Raw genomic sequence first — 19,496 nt, forward strand, 5'->3', positions numbered from 1 at the left:
GGAACAGTGAACCGAAGAAAGATCGACATGGTTATGACAGTCGGTGGCACGTAGCTGATCTATGGGCAAGGGGTACGGGGATGGCCGCTCACGAACCGCTCGGCAGGGAGTACCTGCTGCACGAGGAGATCGGCCGCGGTGCGATGGCGGTCGTGCGGCGCGCGACGAGCCGGCACGGCGGCCCGCAACTGGCCGCCAAACTGCTGCGCCCGGAACTGGCCGGCGACCGCCGGGTCCGGGAACTGTTCCTCCGCGAGGAGGCGGCGCTGCGTGCCCTGAGTCATCCGGCCATCGTCGGACTACGGGACCTGATCGTCGAGGGCGGCACCCTGGCCCTGGTGATGGAGTTCGTGGACGGTCCGAACCTGCGCCGGTACCTGTCCATGCGCGGCGGCCGGCTCACCCCGCAGGAGGTCGTGGCCATCGCCGCGCAGACCGCCACCGCGCTGGCCGTCGCCCATGATCGCGGTGTCGTCCACCTCGACCTGAAACCGGAGAACCTGCTGGTCCGGCGCGGTTCGGTGCCGCCGGACATCCGGATCACCGACTTCGGCGTGGCGGTGCTGCTGAACGACGCGCACCAGTCGGTGGCCGGTGGCACGCCCGGCTACACGGCACCGGAGATCTTCCAAGGTGGCCCACCGACCCCGGCTGCCGACGTCTGGTCGCTCGGTGTGCTGCTGCTGGAACTGACCACCGGCCGGGCCACCGGCGACCCGTCGGCGCTGCCCGGTCCGCTCGGCCCGGTCGCCCGCGACTGCCTGGCCGCCGATCCGCGGCGCCGGCCGCCGGCCCGCCGGGTCGCCGCCTACCTGCAGCAGTTCGCCGGGGCGGCCCGGGGCGTCACGCCGACCGTGCTGCCGCCGATCTCGGGCCAGCCGGCCGACGTGGAACCGGCGACGCTGGCGCTGGGCTTCCCGCCGCCGCAACTGCCGCAGCCGACGTTCCCCCTGCCGGCCCCGCCGCAGCCGCCGCGGGCCGCGTTCATCGGACCGCGGGACACCATCGGCAGCTGGGCCGGGCAGATGCCGGCCACCACCGGGCACCACGAGCCGGAGCCGCCCCGCCGGCGCTGGCGCCGGGCTCCGCTGGTCACGCTCGGTGCGGCCGCCCTGGTCGCCGCGGTGGCCGTCGGGCTCAACGTGACGGCGCGGGCCGACGACCGCACCAGGCAGCTGGCCACCCAGGTCAGCGTTCCGCCGCGGGTGTCGCCGGTGGAGGAGGGCGGCCTGATCCAGACGCTGCCGCCCACCAGCGGCGTGGCCCTGCCGCCGCTGAACACGCCGGCGGCCGAGCGGCTGCGGGTCACGATGGCGGGCAAGGTCGACGACGGTGCCGGCACGCTGGCGATCTCCATCCGGGACGGTCAGGCGATCGCGTACGTCTGCGACGGTGACCGCCTCGAGGCCTGGCTCAAGGGCACGGCGAAGAACGGTCTGCTCAACCTGTCCGGCAAGAACAACAGCAAGATCACCGGACTGTTCGACGCCCGCCGCGCGGCCGGTGAGATCACCGTGGAGGGCAAACCGCACCGCTTCGAGATCGGCGTGGTCCGCAAGCCGTCCGGCCTGTACCGGCTGAGCAGTCAGGTGCGCGGGGCCCGGGTCAACGGTTCGTGGATCGTGCTGCCCGACGGCCGGCAGGTCGGCGTGCTGCTGCGCGGCGAGCAGCCCGGCCCGGCGCCGGTTCTGGACGTCACCGGGCGTACCACCACGGTCGACGGGGAGACGGTGACCGGCGCGACCACCATCGACGTGGACACCGGGGAGGGATTCTGAGGCCCCGCGCCTGGCTGCCCGTGGTCGCCGGCGTGGGTGTCGCGGTCGGGCTCGGCGTCTACGGGCGTCTGCACGACCCGGCCGGCGTCTCCGACGTGGAGACCTTCCTGCGCCTGCAGAACCTGAAGGTGTGGCTGGCCACGGTGGTCGCGGCGTTCCTGGGCGTGCAGGCAGTCTCGGCGCTGGTCATCTACGGCGTGCTGCCGGGGCCGTCATGGATCGCGGCGGTGCACCGCTGGGGCGGCCGGCTCGCGGTGCTCACCTCGATGCCGGTGGCGGTGCACTGCCTCTACACGTTCGGTCTGCGTTCCGACACTCCGCGGGTTCTGGCCCACTCGCTGTTCGGCTGCCTGCTGTACGGCGCGTTCGTCACCAAGATGCTGCTGCTCAGCCGGCCGGGGGAAAGCCGGGGCTGGGGTCTGCCGGTGGCCGGGGGCCTGGTGCTGACGGCGGTCGCCGGCCTGTGGCTGACCTCGGCGCTGTGGTTCTTCACCACGATCGGGACGGGCCTGTAGTCACCAGATGGCGAGCACCCGGGCCTGGCCGCCGGAGCCGCCCTCGTACGGGATCAGACCCACGAAGATCGTGGTCCCGGTGCGGGGCAACCGGTCGAGGCCGGCCAGGTTCTCCAGCCCGTACCGGTCGGCGCCGGTCAGCGCCAGGTGGGTGTCGAACGTCGCCGAGTCGCCCGGGTCGAGGCTGAGCGTGTCCACACCGAGGCTGCGGATCCGCCGGTGGCGCAGCAGCCACTCGCACGCGTCCGTGCCGAATCCGGGGAAGTGCAGCGTCCCGGCCGCGTCGGTGCCCCGATAGGCGTCGGCGTCACCGACCTTGGCGCCCCACCCCGAGTACATGAGGACCGCCGCGCCGTCCGGGATGCGACCGTGCCGTCGTTCGAAGGCGCGCAGGTCGTCGACGGTGACGACGGTGTCCGGATCCCGGGCGGCGCGTTGCGCGATGTCGACGACCACGGCCGGCAGCAGCAGCTCGGCGGGTCGCAGTTCGGTTGCCAGCCGTCCGCCGGCGGTGAAGTGGCCGGGCGCGTCGACATGTGTGCCGATGTGTTCGACGATCCGCCATTCCTGCATGTAGTAGCCGTCGTCCTCGACCGTGGTGAGGGTGCGGCGGACCGCCTCCTCACCCGGGCTGAACGCCGGGAAGCGGGTGGTCAGCGGGTAGGTGAGGTCGTGGATCCCGCGACCGCGGCCGGCGGCGGCGGGTTCGGCGGCCAGTGCGGTCGCGGCGAGAGCGGCGCCTCCGATGAGGGCGGCACGGCGCGTGACGTGCGGTTGGGTGCACATGCCTGACATCCTGCCCGCAAGCGCCTCCCCGGTGAACGCTTTCATCCGCCCGGCGTGACCCGGTCCAGCAGCAGCCAGGAGTCGGCCGGGAAGAAGCGCTGCGCGATCGCCCAGGTGAGCCGCGAGTAGTAAGGACGGGCCTCGGTGGCGTCGACGATGCGTGGCCGGCCGGCCCGGTGGTCGGTGCCCTTCCAGCGCAGCGTGCAGCCGTCGGCGGCGAGCACGTTGCGGACCCAGTTGGTGCCGGCGCCCCACGGCAGGTTGATGATGAAGCCGTCCTGGGTGGTGACGATCGCGACCGGCACGGTGAGCTGACGGCCGGATCTGCGGCCGCGGTGCCGGACGATCGCCCACGGCGGGAACCATCGGCGGCCGGCGAGCAGGGCAGTCGCGGGCGCGGTGGCGCGGGCCAGCCGCCACGAGGTGTTGGCGGGAGCGGTGGAGGTCATGTCCCGATCCTCCGCCGGCCACCGGCCGGATCGCGTCGCGGTGATCCGTCAGAGGTCGTGGCGGTTTTCCGTCATGGACAGTGCCAGCCGGACGGCGTCACTGCGGCCGCGGGCGCCGAGCTTGCGGTAGATCGCGGACAGGTGCCGTTCCACCGTGTGCACCGCGATCCCGAGCCGCCGCGCGATCTCGGTGTTCGAGTCCCCGGTGGTGAGCAGCCGCAGCACGTCCCGTTCCCGTGAGGTGAGGCTGGTGGCGTTGCGGCGCTCCACACGCCCGCCGGTCACGAACCCGGTGACCAGTCGCAGGTCGGCGTCCTGGTTCTCGATGAAGAGCGTCGGTGTCGACCCGGGCAGTTCGGCGAACCGGGCGTCCGGGAGTCCGTCGGCCAGCCGGCGCGACGCGTCCACCGGGATGCGCTGCTCCCCCTGCCGGTGCAGGACCAGCGCCGGTGCCCGGACGGCGGGCAGTTCCGCGGTGACGTCGATGTCACGGGCCGCCTCGATCCAGGCCTTGAACACCGGTGCCGTCGTGGCGGTCCGGAACGCCTCGGCGGTCCACCGGCCCGAGGCCGCCTCGTCCCAGCCGAGCCAGGCGGTCGCGGCCGCGTCGGCGAACAGCCCCCAGTCCTGGTCGATCAGCGACAGCAGAGCCTGCGTCTGGGCCGGCAGCATGGCCTCACGCAGCCGGGCGGTGCCGCCGAACAGCACCAGCCGGTCCACCCGGCCCGGCGACCGGGCCGCGAAAGCGATCGCTGTCGGCACCGCGTGGTAATAACCGAGCAGGGTGGCCCGGGGCAGCCCGGCGGCGTCCAGGACCGCGGTCAGGTCGCGCAGGTGGGCCTCCAGCCCGAGGTCGGCGAGGTCGACGCGCCGGTCGGATGTGCCGGTGCCGCGGCCGTCGTAGAGCACCACGGTCAGCTCGCGGGCCAGGCCCAGGTAGGCGGCCCGCAGCGCGGGAACGCGCCACTGCGCCACGATGTTGCTCAGCGACGGCATCCAGACCAGTGCCGGGCCACGGCCGAAGACCTGGTAACCGATCGACACACCGTCGACGGTCCGGGCAAAACGCACATCGGGCAGCCCCTCCACCGACCCAGTATTGCCCGAGGACGTAGCGTGCTGGATTCGGGCTGGAGCTGGGGGCAGCGTGTTGGCAGGACGTGTTCTGGTGGTCGCCGGGCTGCTGGTGGGTGCGCTGGCCGGGTGCAGCGACGACTCGGGGGAGTAGGTGGCGCCGCAGCCGGGCGCGTCGCCCACGCCGGGGCAGGAGGCGGCACCGCTGTCGAACGGACAGAAGGCGTTCCTGGAGCAGGTGACGGCAGCCGACGCGCAGGCCGGTGCGAACGAGAGCGCCCTCGACTTCGGCCGCGGCATCTGCCTCGACACCGAGCAGGGCATGACGGACGCCCAGGTCACCCGGAACGCGGCGGCCCGGTTCTCGGTGGACAACGCCACCGCCAGGACGATCGTGAAGGCGGCCCGCGCGCATCTCTGCGCGAAGTAGCCGTACGCCCAAAGGTTTCGATACCGGGACCTTGGCGTGATCCTCCGCTGACAGTGTGTCGACTGTGAACACTGTTCGGGGGAGGGCGTTCGCATGGCTCGCGCATCCGGTGACGGTTGTCGCGCTGGCATTGCTGATCGTCAACGATCATGTGCTGAAGGCGGCGTATCCGGGGTGGGTCACCGGGAAGCTCAGCGACGTCGCGGGGATGGTGCTCGCTCCGCCGCTGCTCGCGGCCCTGGCGGGCCTCATCGCGCCGCGATTGGCGTTCCGGCGGCTCGCGGTGGTTGCGATCGTCGCGGTGGGTGCCGGGTTCACCTTCGTCAAGCTCTGGTCGTACGGGGCGGAGCTGGCGTCCGCGACCTGGAGCCTGCTCACGCCGTCCCTGGTCCGTGCGGACCCCACAGACCTGCTCGCCCTGCCGTTCCTGGCCGTGGCACGGTGGACCGCCGACCGGCCGGCGTCCCGGCGCTGGCTACGGGCCCTGCGCCTGGCCGTGGTGCTGCCGGTGGCGCTGTTCGGGGTGGCGGCCACGAGTTCGGACGAGCCGCGCGAGTCGAGTCCGTCCGCGCGCGTCGTGACCGTGGGCGGGGACGGTGGCCTCTACCTCGGTGCCGTCGGCCCCGGCCGGAACTGGTCGGTGAGCCGTGACGGCGCCCGCACCTGGGTCGAGGCGGAGGAGCCGTCGGATGCGGAGCCGGTGCCCTGCACCGGGCGGGGACCGTCGGTCTGTTACCGGGTGGTGTCCGGCGAACTCGCCGTGCAGAGCGACCGGGGCGACGCCCGGTGGCCGGACAGCTGGCGGATCGACGAGCGGGACCGGCGTGGGCTGGAGAAGGTCTATCGCACCGGCGACCTGAGTTCGGTCTCCCTCTCCGTGGTGGACGTGCCGGGCGGTCACGTGGTGGTGGTCGCGAACGGCCGGGACGGGTTCGCGGTCCGGGACCGGCTCGGGGTGTGGACGCGGATCGGCTTCCCCGGCCTGCCGGCGAGTGTGGCACCGGCCACCCTGGCATCGCTGACGCCGCAGCCGGAGGAGGAGCCGGACTCGCCCGGGTTCGCGCTGGCGTTCCTGATCGGAGGGCTGGTGCTGACCGCCGTGCCGGTGTGGCGGCTGTGGCAGTCCGGAGCCGGTGTGTGGTGGTGGGCGCTGTTCCTGCCGCTGAACGCCGCCGCCGTGCTCACGGTGCTGCTGGATCCCACGGTCGCGGCCGGGGTGACGCTCGCCACGGGGCTGATCTGCCCGGCCGTCGCGATGGTCGGCGCGCGGGTCCGCGCGACCTCCGTGCTCGGCGCGTTTCTTCTGGTCGCCGCCGCTATGGCGGTGAGCTTCCTGCTCTGGCTCGGGATCAGTGACCGGGAGGTCGGCAGCATGGTGGTGCTGATGGCGCTCGGTGGAGCGGCTGTGACCCCCGCCGTAGCCAAAGTCATGACCTGAGGCTCGACCTGCATAGGGTGGGGATATGTCGGCTCAGAGGTTGTTGAGCATGTCCTCGAAGTCGGCGGGAAGCGCGAAGGGGTCGGTGACGGCCGCGGGTTCGCGGCGTTCGACTTCGCGGGCCAGTTCGGCGGCGGCGCGGTCGATGCGGGCACGCAGCGGGCCCTCCACCGAGTTGGCGCCCCAGTCGTCGCTGGCGGCGAATACCGACGTCGGGATGATCGCCGCCCGCAGGTAGGAGAAGAGCGGCCGCATGGCGTGTTCCAGGACCAGCGAGTGGCGGGCCGTCCCGGCGGTGGCGGCGAGCAGGACCGGCTTGCCGGTCAGGGCGTCGCGGTCGAGGACGTCGAAGAAGGACTTGAACAGGCCGCTGTAGCTGGCGGAGAACACCGGGGTCACGGTGATCAGCGCGTCGGCGGCGGTGACCGCCTCCTGGGCCTGCTTCAACGCCGTCGGCGGGAAGCCGGTCAGCATGTTGTCGGTGATCTCGTGGGCCAGGTCGCGAAGCTCGACGAACTGGACGTCGAGGGTGACGCCGAGCTGGGCGGCGGCGCGGCCCGCCGCCGCCGACAGCTGGTCGGCGAGCAGGCGGGTCGACGACGGCTGGCTCAGGCCCGCGCTGATGACGACGAGTTTGCGCTGCTTCATGCCTGGATCTCTTCCTTGGTGGCCTCGGCGAGCTTGGCGGCGAGCAGGGACGCGTGGGTGGGCGCGTCCGGCACGTGGGCCGGCTTGCGGGCGGCGAACTCCTTGCGCAGCACCGGCACGACCTCGGAGCCGAGCAGGTCGAGCTGCCCGAGGACGGTCTTGGTCGGCAGGCCGGCGTGGTCGAGCAGGAACAGCTGGCGCTGGTAGTCGCCGACGTAGTCACGGAAGCCGAGGGTCTTGTCGATGACCTGCTGCGGGCTGCCGACGGTCAGCGGCGTCTCGCGGGTGAAGTCCTCCAGCGACGGGCCGTGGCCGTACACCGGGGCGTTGTCGAAGTAGGGGCGGAACTCCTTCACCGCATCCTGGCTGTTCTTACGCATGAACACCTGACCGCCGAGACCGACGATGGCCTGGTCGGCGGAGCCGTGACCGTAGTGCTCGAACCGCTGCCGGTAGAGCTGGACCATCCGCTGGGTGTGCGACGCCGGCCAGAAGATGTGGTTGGCGAAGAAGCCGTCACCGTAGTAGGCGGCCTGCTCGGCGATCTCGGGACTGCGGATCGAGCCGTGCCAGACGAACGGCGGGATCTCGTCGAGCGGGCGCGGGGTGGAGGTGAAGCTCTGCAGCGGGGTGCGGAACTTGCCCTGCCAGTCGACGACGTGCTCACGCCACAGCTTGTGCAGCAGTGAGTAGTTCTCGATGGCGAGGGGGATGCCGGCGCGGATGTCCTTGCCGAACCACGGGTAGACGGGGCCGGTGTTGCCGCGGCCGAGCATCAGGTCGACGCGGCCGTCGGTGAGGTGCTGCAGCATCGCGAAGTCCTCGGCGATCTTCACCGGATCGTTCGTGGTGATCAGTGTGGTCGCGGTGGACAACTGCAGCGTCGACGTCTGTGCGGCGATGTAGGCCAGCGTGGTGGTCGGCGACGAGGAGAAGAACGGCTCGTTGTGGTGCTCGCCGAGCGCGAAGACGTCGAGGCCGACCTCTTCGGTGTGCTTGGCGATGGTGACGATGTCCTTGATGCGCTGCGCCTCGGTCGGGGTCCGGCCGGTGGTCGGGTCCGTCGTGATGTCGCTGACGCTGAAGATTCCGAACTGCATGACCCGCTCCTGGACTGTCCGGCCGGGGCTTTCCGACTTCCCCGGTACTGCCTCGCTCAACGCGTTTGACTGCGCAACTATTTCAGATTCAAACAAGTTGGGCTGCGGCGGGGGTCACATGAAGCTCTTGAAGGCTTAAGACCAAATGAAGGGGCAGCCGGTGCTGCCGTGTGGCCGACGACCGCTGAGCGAACGGGCGACTCCCCTTTGTTGTCACCGAACGCACACTTGCAATCGCTAAGCGTTATCACCCTTCACCCGGGAGTGCCCCAGACATGTCCTACGCTGCCTACCGACGTGCCACCCGTTTCGGCCTGCCCGCCGTCGTCGCTGCGGCCATCGCCCTCACCGGCACCGCGCCGGCTGTCGCAGCCGGGCCCACCACCAAGCTCACCGGCCTGGAGAAGGCCTGCACCGTCGCGCTGACACGGCGGCTCCGGTCGCGGATCTGGGGTCTGCGCGGTTCGTCGGTGAGACCGTGCTGGACAATGCGGTGGCGCGGACCGTACGGCTGCAGATGCGGCTGAGCGACGATCGTGCGGGAGTCAACAGCGGCTTGGTCTACGTTGCCACGGCCGGCGGCCCGACCGTGAACCTCGGCTCACCGAAGCTCGTGTCCGGTACCGCCAATGACGGTGTCTGGGAGTTCACCGGCACGGTGCCGGCCTTCGCGCCGGTCGGCGTGTGGAAGGTGACCCAGGTATTCGTCACCGACCGCGTGAACCGCAACATGCTGATCCAGAACCCGGCCGGCCCGCCCACCTTCGAGGTTCGCTGCCTGGCCGCCACCATCTGACCCTCCGAACGCCCAGGCCCCGCACCGCGTCGCCGGTGCGGGGCCTCGCCTGTTCTGCCAGCACCGAGGACTGCCCACGCTGCGGCTGGACGTCTCTCCCGCCGGGCCGCCCTGAACCACATCACCGCCCGCACCGCCCTGCGTCATCCCCGACGCCCACCACTCCGAACACGCCACCAACTCTCTGGTCACCCTCGACGGGGTCGCCAGCTACGCCGGCGTCCCTGTCACCGTCGCCGGCCAGATCGTCGGCGTCCACTCCATCCTCGGCACCGCCGCCCACCAGTTCACCCCCGAACTCACCACAGCAGCCAGCAGATCGCTGCGCTGCTGTACGAGTTCAGCGACCTCGCCTGACCGCTCGCCGCGCTCGCCGCAAGTTCCCGCTCGCAGGCGTGTGCGGCTCCTGAAACGGTGCTCCGGCAACAGATCCCGCTCGCGCAGGCGGACCTCGCCGGCCACCGTTTCTGCGCCCGGGCCGTTTTTTCCTACAGTCCCGGCGGGCCTGCGTGGACCCTGACGGCGGTCAGCGGAGGACCCGGGGTCGCGCAACCGTGCTGCTACCGGCTGACACCGGTGCGGTGCGCTGTGCGCGGATAGCGTCGGAGATCCTCGACGTGGAAGGCCTGATGGTGAACTCCCCCTGTTACGACCCCCCGATTGACGCGCTCGTCCGTCCGCAGCGGCTGGACGCGGTCGCTCAGCTCCTGACGGGTGTCGAGGGCACCCCGCCGGGGTTGCAGCGGTACATCGATGACGTCGCCGCCTTGCTGGGGGCGCCTTGCGCGGGGGTGTCACTGATCCTCAGCGATGTCGGAGTGCTGCTTGCCACGCACGGAGTGGGCGGCTGGCTCGCCGAGGCCGGCGGCATGCCCGTGCAGTGGGCGCCGTGCGCGACGGTGGTCCGCCATGACATGCCGTTGCTTATCACCGACACCCACGACGATCCCGCGCACACCGCCAACCCGCTGGTGATGATCACCGGGGTGCGCAGTTACGCCGGGGTGCCGTTGCATCTGGACGGGCAGGCCGTGGGCTCGTTGTGCGTGCTGGCCGCAGAGCCCGGCAGGTTCACGCACGCCGCCCTGGACACGCTGATCAGCTTGGCGCCGCGCGCCGTGGCGGTGCTGCGGGAGACCGTCGACGGCTGACCTGCCGCAGCCCCGTTCTCGCCACCGCTGCCCCGCTGACCGTGTACCGGAAAGGCTCGTCTCCCTCGATGACTACCGACATTGCCACTGACCTCACGTACGGGCTGGCCCGTCCCCGCGTGGCCGACCTGCGGGCCTGCATCCTCCACAGCCCCGGCGGCCCGCAGCTGTGGTCACAACTGTGCCAGGCCGCCGCCGTCCCCGCCGACACCGACGATCCCGCCGTCCTGGCGGCACTTGTCGCCGCCGCGCGGAAGGCGACCACCGGGACCGTACGGGTCGCCGTCGTCTCCCTGGGGGTTCGCCTTCGTGCCCACACCGCCCTGACAGCCGGGTAAGTCACGCCGGAGCTCCGGCCGGCCGCCACCGGATCAGTTCGGCACCTGATCGATACCCACCGCACGGCCGCGCACCGCGGCGAGGAACACGCTGAGGACTGCCGCGGCCAAGTCCTCGCCGGCGTGATTCATGTCGGCCCGCACCAGGGCTGATCATGGACTGCCTCCGAACCTGCATGCCTGGCCGGACAGCACCTTCCAGACCTGCATCAAGCAACAATCTCCGGCGCGAAGCCCCAGGTCGGCAGGGCCATTGAGGTGCTCGCGCGAGCGAAGGTGCTGCCTGCCGGCCGGCGCCGACGGTTGAGCAGTGCATGCCGGCTGCCGCGGTGATCGCCGGCAGCTGCCGAAAGCCGCGCCGCGCCGGCAGACTTGCACCGGGACGCGGCGCCGGATCGTCAGGCGTAGTTGGGCTGGTCTTTGGTCTGCGGCCGGAAGTCTTCGAGGGGATCTGTCGATCACGGCCGGTTTTCTGGCCGGCCGGGAAGGTCGACGAATCGGTCGTAAGGATTCTGTAAGCGCACGGGAACAGCGGCGACCGCCAGCTTTTCGTACGGTCGTATGGCACCGAATCACATTCATCATTGGCTATGTGAGGGGTTGTCGCCTCTATGCGGCGCTTACGTCGAGCCGTCCATGTCCTGACGATGTCGATCATCGCTGTCCCGTTGTCGCTGACCCCGCTCACGTCCGCCTCGGCGGCGGGGCCTGACTGTTTCCCGCTCACCGACCGGTGGCGGCCCACAGTCCTGGACATTCAACGCGCCGTGGCGAGTGACATCAACAACCGCGGTCAGATCTCCGGTACCGTCCTGACGCTGTACGGAGGGCCGGACCGGCCCTTCATCTGGCACGAGGGTCAGGTGACGGACCTTGAGACGCCGACCGGCGACGGTGGCAAGGCAGCCGCCATCGACGACGACGGCCGCGTCACCGGCGACATCTGGGCACCGCCGGGCGGTGGGCTCTTCAACGCGGCTCTCTGGCCGGCCGGCCCGGGCCTTCAGGATCTGGGCACGCTGGGTGGCAGCTCGGCGTTTCCGCGCTCCATCGATGCCGGCCACGTGGTCGGGACCATCGCCGGCGACCGTGACCAGGCGTTCCACTGGAAGGACGGCACGCTGACCCGGCTGCCCGCCACCGGCGACAGCAAGGCCGTCGCCGTCAACAGGTACGGCGTCATCGCCGGGACGCAGAACCTTCGCAAGGGCTCCTCCAGCCCTCGGGAGCGGCGCGAGCACGCCTTCGTGTACGCCAACGGCACAGTGACCGACCTCGGCACCCTCCGGGAGGGACTGTGGAGCGAGGCCAGAGCGATCAATGACCGCGGCCAGGTAGTGGGCCGGGCGCCGCTGGAAGCGCACGGGATCGCCTGGGACGGCTTCGTCTGGAGCCCCGAGACCGGCATGAAGATCATCGACGGCGGCGCAGGCGTAGCCGCGCCGGAGGACCTCAACAACAACGGCATGCTGGTCGGCAGCTACGCCTGCACGAACGTGTACGGCGATTACGGGCCCGCAGTCTGGCTCACCCCCGACAGCGCGCCGGTGCGCCTGCCGGTGCCCGACGGATTCACCAGCAGCAATGCGGTAGCCGTCAATGACGGCGGCGTCATCGTGGGCATCGCGGCAAAGTACAACGAGGACTACTCAGCCCGGGTCATCATCTGGCAGCCGGTCCGGTAACCCCCGCTGCTCGGCCGGCGGGCATTGCTGTCGTGATCCCCGCCGGTTGCCGACATCACCCGGCCGCTGACGAAGTCGAGTGCGAGTTCGATCGGTGACCACGATGAGCGCGGCGCACGTTTGCGGGCGACGACGTCCCGGCGGTCAGGTAGGCGGACTCGCGGTTCAGGCCCGTCGGTGCGGCTACCGTCGGCCGGTATGAGGGATGGTGGCAGGGGAATGCGTGTGCCGGTACAGCGTGTGGGGGCGGACTGGTGAGGTGGCAGCCGCGCCGCTACAGCGGCGGTGCCCGGTTCTACGACGTGCTGTCGCTGGAGCGGCCGGTCTACCGGCCGGGGCGGGTGGCGGGTATTGCCGCGCTGCGCCTGCGCCCGGGTGACCGGGTTCTGGATGTGGGCTGCGGTACCGGGCTCAATCTGCCCCTCTTGCGAGAGGCGGTGGGCGTGGGCGGGACTGTCGTCGGGCTCGATGCCAGCACGGCGATGCTGCGGCGCGCCGATGTCCGTATTCGCCGTGCCGGTTGGTCGAACGTCATGGTGCGCGAGGGCGACGCCGCGCACCTGACCGTGCCCGGCCCGGTCGATGCGGTGCTGTTCACCTATTCGCTGAGTGTCATCGGCGACTGGCGTGGGGCGTGGGCGCAGGCCATGGCGGCGCTACGTCCGGGCGGGCGGGTCGCCGTGGTCGACCTGGCCGTGCCGGTGGGCCGCTGGCGGTGGCTTGCGCCGGCGGCGCGGCTGGCCTGTTTCACCGGCGGGTCCGACCCGCGGCGGCACCCGTGGACACTCCTGGACGACGACAGCATGGTCGACGTGTCCCACCAGGTGCTGCGCAGCGGTCACATCCACGTGGTCGCCGGAACCCGCCGCGACACGGCGTACCGGCCGGGCCTGCAATGAGCGGTGCGGAGAGTCGATCAGGGGTCTTGCCGGGGCTTCGCGCCGGTGAGTCACCCGATCACCGGTTGGCCGTCACGCGTTCCGTATCCACGTTCAGCCGCAGATCGAGGTTCTGTTGCGAGTGGCGCACCGAGGACGCCGTCGTCGGCGCGGTCATGGACGACCGGGTACCGCGGCCCGCGCCGCACGCTGCCGCACCGGTCGCAGCTGCACCCACCTATTCGGCTGTGGAGAACCCGCTACGCCGCGTTTTCCGGCCGACTGATCACCGAGGACCTGCCGTGACTGACCTGGACACACACAGCACCTGGGCATCCGACGAACTGACCACGCCGGATGCGGCCGGCTGGGACCTGCTCGTGATCGGGGGCGGCACCGCAGGCCTGGTCGCGGCGAAGACCGCCGCCGGGTTCGGTGCCAGGGTCCTGATGGTCGAGCGGGAGCGCACCGGCGGCGACTGCCTGTGGACCGGCTGCGTACCCAGCAAGGCGCTGCTGCACGTCGCCCATACGGCGGCCGCCGCCCGCCGTGCCGCGAGTTTCGGAATCCACACCGGCGCGGTACGGGTGGACTTCGCGCAGGTGATGGCGCACGTGCGCGCCGCGATCGCCGCCATCGAACCGGTGGACTCTCCCGCGACCCTGCGCGACGCCGGTGTGCGGGTCACGCACGGCACGGCGCGGCTGCTGTCAGCGACCACGGCCGACGTCGGTGGCGTCACCGTCGCCTTCCGGCAGGCGCTGCTGGCCACCGGGTCCGCGCCGGTCGTGCCACCGATCGACGGACTCGCCCAGAGCAGCCCGCTCACCAGCGACACCATCTGGACGCTGGAGGCCTTGCCGGAGCGACTGCTGATCATCGGCGGTGGCAGCATCGGCTGCGAACTCGGGCAGGCGTTCGCGCGTCTCGGTGCGCGGGTGAGCATCGTGCAATCCCATCCGCGGCTGCTCATGCGGGAGGACCCGGACGCGGCGACGATCTTGACCGACGCCCTGGCCGCCGACGGCGTCTCGATCCACACCGGCACCACCGTGACCCGGATCCGGCCGGCGCCGGCCGGATGGGGCGCGGAACTCGCCGACGGTACCGAGATCGGCTTCGACCGGGTGCTGGTGGCCGCCGGCCGTCGGCCACGGACCACTGATCTCGGCCTGGACATGGCGGGCGTCGGCCTCGACGAGCGCGGCTACGTCCGGGTCGACGCGCTGCTGCGCACCAGCAACCGGCGGATCTTCGCGGCCGGTGACGTCACCGGGCATCCGCAGTTCACCCACACCGCCGGTGTGCACGGCAGCGTTGCCGCCGGCAACGCGATCCTCGGCCTGCGCCGCCGCGCGGACGTCTCCACCACCCCACGGGTCACCTACACGCAGCCGGAAGTGGCCGCGTTCGGGATCAGCGCGGCACAGGCCCCCAGCCGCGGCCTCACGGTGCGCACCGTGCCGCACGCCGACGTCGACCGGGCCGTCACCGACGGTGACACCGCCGGATTCACCCGTCTGATACTCGACGGCAGGACCCGGGTGGTCGGGGCGAGTATCGTCGGCCCCCGCGCGGGTGAGTCCCTCGCCGAGGTGGTCCTCGCCGCCCGGCAAGGGCTGCGGGCGTCCGCGGTCGCCGGAGCGACCCACGCGTACCCGACCTACGCCGACGGTGTGTGGAAGGCCGCGATCGAACAGGTTCAGCATCAGCTCCGTGCACCGGCAGCGCAACGGGTCATCGCGGCGCTGGCGGGACTACGCCGCCGGTGGACGTCGCGGTGAGCCGTCGGCGCCGGCCGGCGACCACTCCACCGGCGCTCACGACGAGCAACGTGGCGAGGGCGGCCCACAACGGCCAGGCGCCGGGCTGCCGGCTGTAGGCGCCGACCGTGACGGAGGCGGTGGTCGCCGGCAGGATCCCGACGAGCGTACCCACCAAGAAATCGCGGAGGCGGATCCTCGTGACGCCGGCCAGGTAGTTGACCGCGGTGAACGGCACCACCGGAATCAGCCGGAGGACGACGACCGCCCAGACGCCGTGGTCGGTCATCCGTGCTTCCAGGGCGTCGATGCGGCCGCCGGTGAGCCAGTGCAGCGTGTCGTGACCCAGGAACCGTCCGAGGAGGAACGCCGCCACCGCGCCGAGCATCGCCCCGATCACCACCACCGACAGGCCCGCGGGCAGACCGAACAGAGCTCCACCGGCCAGGGTGAACACCGTCTTCGGCAGCGGCAGCAACGACACCACCGCATACAGCAGAACGAACACCGCCGGCGCCCACCATCCCAGCGCGGCCGACTGCGACCGCAGTGACTCCAGATCGGGAACTCCGACGTACACCGCGACCGCGGTCAGCACCGCGAGCACGGCGAGCAGGCCGGTCAGCCGCAGCAACCGTGCCCGCCCGGTCATGCCCGCGCCGCCGCGAACACCGTGCAGGCATCGGGTGCCATGGACAGCCGAACCTTCCCGCCGACCGGTACCGGTGTGCCGACGGGGGTGTGTGCCGTCACCGTCCGGTCTCCGGACAGCTGCACCCGCACTGCCAGATGGGTGCCGGCGAACCGGGCGGACGCCACGGTGCCCGTCACCGTCAGCGGTGGGTCTTCTTCGCCCGGGTCGTCGCCGGGCCCGGCGAGGTGGAGCGCCTCCGGGCGTACGGTCAAGATCGCGGGGCCGTCCGGGAGCGCGCACGGGACCCGCAGCGCGCCGTCCGGTGAGCGCCAGATGCCGTGGCTCACCCGGCCGGGCAGTTCGTTGGTGACCCCGAAGAACCGGGCGGCGTCCAGCGACGGCGGATTGCTGTAGAACAGCGGGGGCGGGCCGTGCCCGGCGATGCGCCCGTCGAGCATGAGGACGATGTCATCGGCGACGTCCACGGCCTCGGCCTGGTCGTGGGTGACGAACAGGGTGGTGATCCTCGTGCGGGCCTGCAGCTGCCGGACCAGACCGCGCATCTCGGCGCGCAGACCGGCGTCCAGCTGGGAGAACGGTTCGTCGAGCAGTAGTACGCGGGGCTGCAGCACCAGCGCCCGGGCCAGCGCTACGCGCTGTTCCTGCCCGCCGGACAGCTGCCCGACACGGCGGTGGGCCAGGCCGGACAGCTGCATCTGCGCCAGGGCGGCGTCGACCCGGGCACGGATCTCGCGTCGTGGCAGGCGACGCATCCGCAGTCCGAACCCGACGTTGCCGGCCACGTCGAGGTGTGGAAACAGCAGCGGTTTCTGGAAAACCATCGCGACGGGACGCCGTTCGGCCGGCACCGTGGTCATGGCGGCGCCGTCGATGTGCACGTCGCCGCTGTCCGGCGCCTGCAGCCCGGCGATGAGCGCCAAGGTGGTGCTCTTGCCGCATCCGGACGGGCCCAGCAACGCCGTCATCGCTCCGGGGCGCAGACTCAGGTCGACGGTCTCGACGGCGGTCACCTCGCCGAAGCGGCGGCTGACCCGCCGCAACTCCACGGTGGCGCCGGTGCTGTCGTTCACAGCCGGCCCAGCCCGATGGTGGTCGGCGCGGCGGTGGACAGCAGCCGGGCGGACACGGCCACCAGTAGCAGCGGCAGACCGACGACCAGCAGGCCCAGGGCCGCCGCGGCGGTGGTGTCCGACGAACCGATCGCCGCGAACAGCAGCAGCGGCAGCGTGCGGACCTGCCCGCCGCCGATCAGCAGGGTCAGCACGTACTCGCTCCAGGAGATCAGGAAGGTAAACAGGGCAGCGGTGATCAACGCGGACCGCAGAAGCGGCACGGTCACGAACAGCAACGTACGGATCGGGCCGGCGCCGAGCATCCGGGCCTGCCGCTCGTAGTCGAGGTCCAGGTTGGCGAACGCGGCACCGAGCAGCACGGCCGCGTACGGCACGGTCGGCAGCAGGTGGACCAGGACGACCCCGGTGACGGTGTCGGACAGCCCGTACCGCACGAAGAAGACCTGGATGCCCAGGGTGACCGCCAGACCGGGCACGATCACCGGCGCGAGCAGCAGGAAACGCACCAGCGTGCGGCCACGGAAACGGTACACGCCGATCGCGCGGCCGGCCGGCAACCCGATGCAGCAGGCCAGCACCGCCACCGTCACCGCGATCACCGCCGACGTGGTCAGGCCCTGCACCACCTGAGACCCTGGATCGGTCAGCAGACGCAGGCCACGGTCGCTCCACTGCTGCGGCACCAGCCCGGGGTAACGCCACTGCCCGCTGATCGACCACACCAGCAGCGGCACCAGCGGCAGCACCGCCATCGCGGCCGCGACCGACAGAACGCCGCGCCGCACAGTGCCGCGGCCGGTCACAGGGCTCTCCGCGACAGCCGCCGCACCAGGGCCAGGTAGCCGGCGACCAGCAGGACCGACAGCGTGGTGATGAGCACGGCGACGGCCATCGCCTGCGGGCGCAGGGCCAGATCGGTGTCGCGGTAGTACTGGTAGGCGACCACCGGCAGGGTCGCCGGATAAGGCCGGCCCAGCAGGTACGGCACCTCGTAGGAGCCGAACGCGAACGCGAACACCAGCAACGAACCGGCGGCCACCGGCGGCGCGATCAGCGGCAGCGTGACCGATACCAGCCGCCGGACCGGCCCGGCACCGAGCGTCCGGGCGGCGTTCTCCAGCTGCTCGACGCCGCCGCTGAGGGCCGCAAGGGTAATCATGACCAGGAAGGGGGTCTCCTTCCACACGTACGCCATGATGATGCCCCACCCGAAGCCGTCCCCGGTCAGCGCCGGGAAGTCAGCCGGCCGGCTGGTCCAGCCGAAGGCGTGCCCGACGCGCGACAACAGACCGCCCTGAGCCAGCAACAGCAGCATGCACAGCGCCGCGACCACATGTGGAACAGCCAGGTTGCCCTGCAGCACGCTGCTCAGCCATCGCCGGGATCGGCCGGTACGCCGCAGCAGCAGTGCGACGGCCACGCCGAGTACGGTGGCGACGGCGGTGGACAGCAGCGCGACCCGCAGGCTCAGCAGCAGCGACGCCCGGACCGCCGGGTCCTGCCCGAGAGACCGGTAGGCGTCGAACGACAGCCGGCTGCCGGGCAGGAACGGCTGATGACCGAGGCTCTGCGCCACGGCCTGCCCGATCCCGGCGACGAAGAACACGCCGATCACCGTCAGCGCCGGGGCGAGCAGCAGCAGAATTCGCGCCCACCGCGGCAGCCGGCGGCCGAGGGCCGCACCGCTCACTTCTGCAGGACGGTGGCCGTCCAGTCCTTCTCCAGCCGGTTCACGTACCCGGCCGCCAGCTCGGGCTGCACGTTACGGGTCAACTCGGTCAGTGGCAGCACCGAGGCGGGCACCGGCACGGCGGCGAACCGTTGCTGGATCTCGGCGCTGGTCTTGCGCAGGTCGATGCCGGGGTAGACACCCGCAGCCTCGTACAGCGCCAACTGGGTCTCCGGCTCCTGCAGCACGTTGACCAGTACGAGGGCGGCCGCCTTGTGCGCCGCGTTGTCCGGGATCGCCACGAAGCTGCTGTTGGCGATGTTGCCGGCCGACGGCACCGCCTGGCGGGTCGACGACGGGTACAGACCCTTGGTCACCTGCGCGCCGACCGCCCCGGGCCCGTAGGTGAAGAAGGCGCTGATCTCGCCGTCGCTGTACAACTTCTCCACCGCCTGCTGCGACTGCGGATAGGTGGCGCCGCCGCGCCACAGCGACGGTTCGAGCTCGGCCAGCCGGGCCCACAACTTCTGTGCCGCCGGCTGGTACTTGGTGTCGTCGAAGGCGCCGGCGAGCGTCGCCGGCCCGCCGATCGTGTCGTACAGGATGGTGCGTACCGCCATGGAGCCGGTGAAGTCCGGTGGCGCCGGGTAGGTGAACCGGCCCGGGTTGCGTCTGGCCCAGTCGATCAGCGACGACACGGAGGCCACGTCCGCCGGTTCGAGTTCGGCGCTGTCGTAGACCAGGGCCGAGTTGGCTTGCTGCCAGACCCCTTCGCAGCCGGCGACGGGCACACCGAAGTCGTTGGCGACGGCGGGGTCGGTGAAGTCGACGTATTTCGCTGACGGAATCCTGGTGTCCCAGCCGCAGTACCAGAGGTCGGCCTGGACGCCGGTGGCGAAGTTCTCGCCGTTGACCCAGATCGCGTCGACCGAGCCGTCCGTCGTCAGGCCGGCCTGCTTCTCGCCGAGGACCTTGTTGATCGCGTCGGCGGTGTCGGTGATCTTCACCTGGTTGACGGTGACGCCCAGCGGGCGCAGCCGGTCGGCGAGGTGGCCGCTGACGAAGTTGTTCAGGGTGTCGTCGCCGCCGTACATGTACCAGTTCACGGTCTGTCCCTTGGCCTGGGCGAGAACAGCGTTCCAGTCGGCGGGGTCCACGGTGCCGGTGTCGCGGCTGGAGGCGGAGCTTCCGCAGGCGCTGACCGTGAGCGCGGCCAGGGCCAGCGCGGCCGTCAGCAGGCGGAGGGTTCGGGTGGGGCGCGGGGACACTG

The 19,496-nt window shown here is 71.3% G+C and carries 20 protein-coding genes; 10 read left to right on the forward strand and 10 right to left on the reverse strand.

All coding sequences use genetic code 11. The features are described from left to right. Positions 1–80 precede the first annotated feature (80 nt). Together AB0G04_RS41940 and AB0G04_RS41945 are read left to right on the forward strand one after the other, a co-directional pair. Positions 81–1,778: a serine/threonine-protein kinase gene (locus AB0G04_RS41940; protein ID WP_360995593.1), complete on the forward strand. Its 1,698-nt coding sequence runs from the start codon at positions 81–83 to the stop codon at positions 1,776–1,778. A gap of 20 nt (positions 1,779–1,798) precedes the next feature. Continuing rightward, the gene (locus tag AB0G04_RS41945; protein WP_360995594.1) at positions 1,799–2,293 is read left to right on the forward strand and encodes a DUF6529 family protein; all 495 of its coding nucleotides are present in this window, start codon (positions 1,799–1,801) and stop codon (positions 2,291–2,293) included. Here AB0G04_RS41945 and AB0G04_RS41950 read toward each other — a convergent pair whose 3' ends face one another. Genes AB0G04_RS41950 through AB0G04_RS41960 form a run of 3 tightly spaced genes read right to left on the reverse strand, consistent with a single transcriptional unit; the run spans position 2,294 to position 4,617 of the window. After that, positions 2,294–3,079, reverse strand: coding sequence for a cyclase family protein (locus AB0G04_RS41950; protein WP_360995596.1), 786 nt, complete (start codon positions 3,077–3,079; stop codon positions 2,294–2,296). Positions 3,080–3,120: 41 nt separating this feature from the next. Continuing rightward, positions 3,121–3,528, reverse strand: coding sequence for a hypothetical protein (locus AB0G04_RS41955; protein WP_360995599.1), 408 nt, complete (start codon positions 3,526–3,528; stop codon positions 3,121–3,123). A gap of 48 nt (positions 3,529–3,576) precedes the next feature. Further along, the gene (locus AB0G04_RS41960) at positions 3,577–4,617 is read right to left on the reverse strand and encodes an alpha/beta fold hydrolase (protein ID WP_360995601.1); all 1,041 of its coding nucleotides are present in this window, start codon (positions 4,615–4,617) and stop codon (positions 3,577–3,579) included. Between the two features lie 139 nt (positions 4,618–4,756). Between AB0G04_RS41960 and AB0G04_RS41965 the strand changes: the two genes are divergently transcribed. Together AB0G04_RS41965 and AB0G04_RS41970 are read left to right on the forward strand one after the other, a co-directional pair. Continuing rightward, a complete protein-coding gene (locus AB0G04_RS41965) occupies positions 4,757–5,032 on the forward strand; it encodes a DUF732 domain-containing protein (protein WP_360995604.1) in 276 nt (91 codons plus the stop codon). A 64-nt stretch (positions 5,033–5,096) separates the two neighbouring features. Next, entirely contained in the window at positions 5,097–6,470 is a 1,374-nt protein-coding gene (locus tag AB0G04_RS41970) for a hypothetical protein (RefSeq protein WP_360995606.1), read from the forward strand. 33 nt (positions 6,471–6,503) lie between these two features. On the opposite strand, the gene AB0G04_RS41975 is transcribed toward AB0G04_RS41970, so the two are convergent. After that, positions 6,504–7,118 carry an FMN reductase gene (locus AB0G04_RS41975; protein WP_360995608.1) on the reverse strand — a complete coding sequence of 205 codons (615 nt, stop codon included), beginning with the start codon at positions 7,116–7,118 and terminating at the stop codon, positions 6,504–6,506. Then, positions 7,115–8,218 carry an LLM class flavin-dependent oxidoreductase gene (locus AB0G04_RS41980; RefSeq protein WP_360995611.1) on the reverse strand — a complete coding sequence of 368 codons (1,104 nt, stop codon included), beginning with the start codon at positions 8,216–8,218 and terminating at the stop codon, positions 7,115–7,117. Before AB0G04_RS41980 ends, AB0G04_RS41975 begins: the two co-directional genes overlap by 4 nt. Positions 8,219–8,696: 478 nt before the next feature. On the opposite strand from AB0G04_RS41980, the gene AB0G04_RS41985 reads away from it, so the two are divergent. From AB0G04_RS41985 to AB0G04_RS42010, 6 genes are all read left to right on the forward strand, one after another. After that, a complete protein-coding gene (locus tag AB0G04_RS41985) occupies positions 8,697–9,014 on the forward strand; it encodes a hypothetical protein (protein WP_360995614.1) in 318 nt (105 codons plus the stop codon). A 554-nt stretch (positions 9,015–9,568) separates the two neighbouring features. Next, the gene (locus AB0G04_RS41990; protein ID WP_360995617.1) at positions 9,569–10,165 is read left to right on the forward strand and encodes a GAF domain-containing protein; all 597 of its coding nucleotides are present in this window, start codon (positions 9,569–9,571) and stop codon (positions 10,163–10,165) included. Positions 10,166–10,233: 68 nt separating this feature from the next. Next, on the forward strand, positions 10,234–10,503 hold the full coding sequence (locus tag AB0G04_RS41995; RefSeq protein ID WP_360995620.1) for a hypothetical protein: 270 nt from the start codon (positions 10,234–10,236) through the stop codon (positions 10,501–10,503). A gap of 647 nt (positions 10,504–11,150) precedes the next feature. Then, complete coding sequence (locus tag AB0G04_RS42000; protein WP_360995622.1) at positions 11,151–12,188, forward strand: hypothetical protein; 1,038 nt, start codon at positions 11,151–11,153, stop codon at positions 12,186–12,188. A gap of 254 nt (positions 12,189–12,442) precedes the next feature. Further along, positions 12,443–13,087 (forward strand): methyltransferase domain-containing protein, encoded by a 645-nt coding sequence (locus tag AB0G04_RS42005; RefSeq protein ID WP_360995625.1) that lies wholly within the window; start codon positions 12,443–12,445, stop codon positions 13,085–13,087. Positions 13,088–13,377: 290 nt separating this feature from the next. Further along, complete coding sequence (locus tag AB0G04_RS42010; protein ID WP_360995648.1) at positions 13,378–14,850, forward strand: FAD-dependent oxidoreductase; 1,473 nt, start codon at positions 13,378–13,380, stop codon at positions 14,848–14,850. Here the strand turns inward: AB0G04_RS42010 and AB0G04_RS42015 are convergent. From AB0G04_RS42015 to AB0G04_RS42035, 5 genes are read right to left on the reverse strand one after another with little or no spacing between them, the layout of a single operon-like run. Continuing rightward, positions 14,804–15,481, reverse strand: a complete 678-nt coding sequence (locus AB0G04_RS42015; RefSeq protein WP_360995627.1) for a TVP38/TMEM64 family protein — start codon at positions 15,479–15,481, stop codon at positions 14,804–14,806. The genes AB0G04_RS42010 and AB0G04_RS42015 overlap by 47 nt on opposite strands. Next, positions 15,478–16,554, reverse strand: a complete 1,077-nt coding sequence (locus AB0G04_RS42020) for an ABC transporter ATP-binding protein (RefSeq protein WP_360995629.1) — start codon at positions 16,552–16,554, stop codon at positions 15,478–15,480. Before AB0G04_RS42020 ends, AB0G04_RS42015 begins: the two co-directional genes overlap by 4 nt. Next, complete coding sequence (locus tag AB0G04_RS42025) at positions 16,551–17,360, reverse strand: ABC transporter permease subunit (RefSeq protein WP_360995631.1); 810 nt, start codon at positions 17,358–17,360, stop codon at positions 16,551–16,553. Before AB0G04_RS42025 ends, AB0G04_RS42020 begins: the two co-directional genes overlap by 4 nt. Then, positions 17,357–18,247 (reverse strand): ABC transporter permease subunit, encoded by an 891-nt coding sequence (locus AB0G04_RS42030; protein ID WP_360995634.1) that lies wholly within the window; start codon positions 18,245–18,247, stop codon positions 17,357–17,359. The genes AB0G04_RS42025 and AB0G04_RS42030 overlap by 4 nt, the downstream gene beginning before the upstream one ends. Further along, positions 18,244–19,494 (reverse strand): ABC transporter substrate-binding protein, encoded by a 1,251-nt coding sequence (locus tag AB0G04_RS42035; protein ID WP_360995636.1) that lies wholly within the window; start codon positions 19,492–19,494, stop codon positions 18,244–18,246. Before AB0G04_RS42035 ends, AB0G04_RS42030 begins: the two co-directional genes overlap by 4 nt. Between the last annotated feature and the right edge of the window lie 2 nt (positions 19,495–19,496).

It is taken from the genome of Actinoplanes sp. NPDC023801 (assembly GCF_040639655.1).
Classification (GTDB): Bacteria; Actinomycetota; Actinomycetes; order Mycobacteriales; family Micromonosporaceae; genus Actinoplanes.

Excerpts from the sequence above, each read along its gene's own strand:
- AB0G04_RS41940 (WP_360995593.1), top strand. The coding sequence starts at position 81 with ATGGCCGCTCACGAACCGCTCGGCAGGGAGTACCTGCTGCACGAGGAG.
- AB0G04_RS41950 (WP_360995596.1), bottom strand. The coding sequence starts at position 3,079 with ATGTGCACCCAACCGCACGTCACGCGCCGTGCCGCCCTCATCGGAGGC.
- AB0G04_RS41955 (WP_360995599.1), bottom strand. The coding sequence starts at position 3,528 with ATGACCTCCACCGCTCCCGCCAACACCTCGTGGCGGCTGGCCCGCGCC.
- AB0G04_RS41975 (WP_360995608.1), bottom strand. The coding sequence starts at position 7,118 with ATGAAGCAGCGCAAACTCGTCGTCATCAGCGCGGGCCTGAGCCAGCCG.
- AB0G04_RS41980 (WP_360995611.1), bottom strand. The coding sequence starts at position 8,218 with ATGCAGTTCGGAATCTTCAGCGTCAGCGACATCACGACGGACCCGACC.
- AB0G04_RS41995 (WP_360995620.1), top strand. The coding sequence starts at position 10,234 with ATGACTACCGACATTGCCACTGACCTCACGTACGGGCTGGCCCGTCCC.
- AB0G04_RS42000 (WP_360995622.1), top strand. The coding sequence starts at position 11,151 with ATGTCGATCATCGCTGTCCCGTTGTCGCTGACCCCGCTCACGTCCGCC.
- AB0G04_RS42015 (WP_360995627.1), bottom strand. The coding sequence starts at position 15,481 with ATGACCGGGCGGGCACGGTTGCTGCGGCTGACCGGCCTGCTCGCCGTG.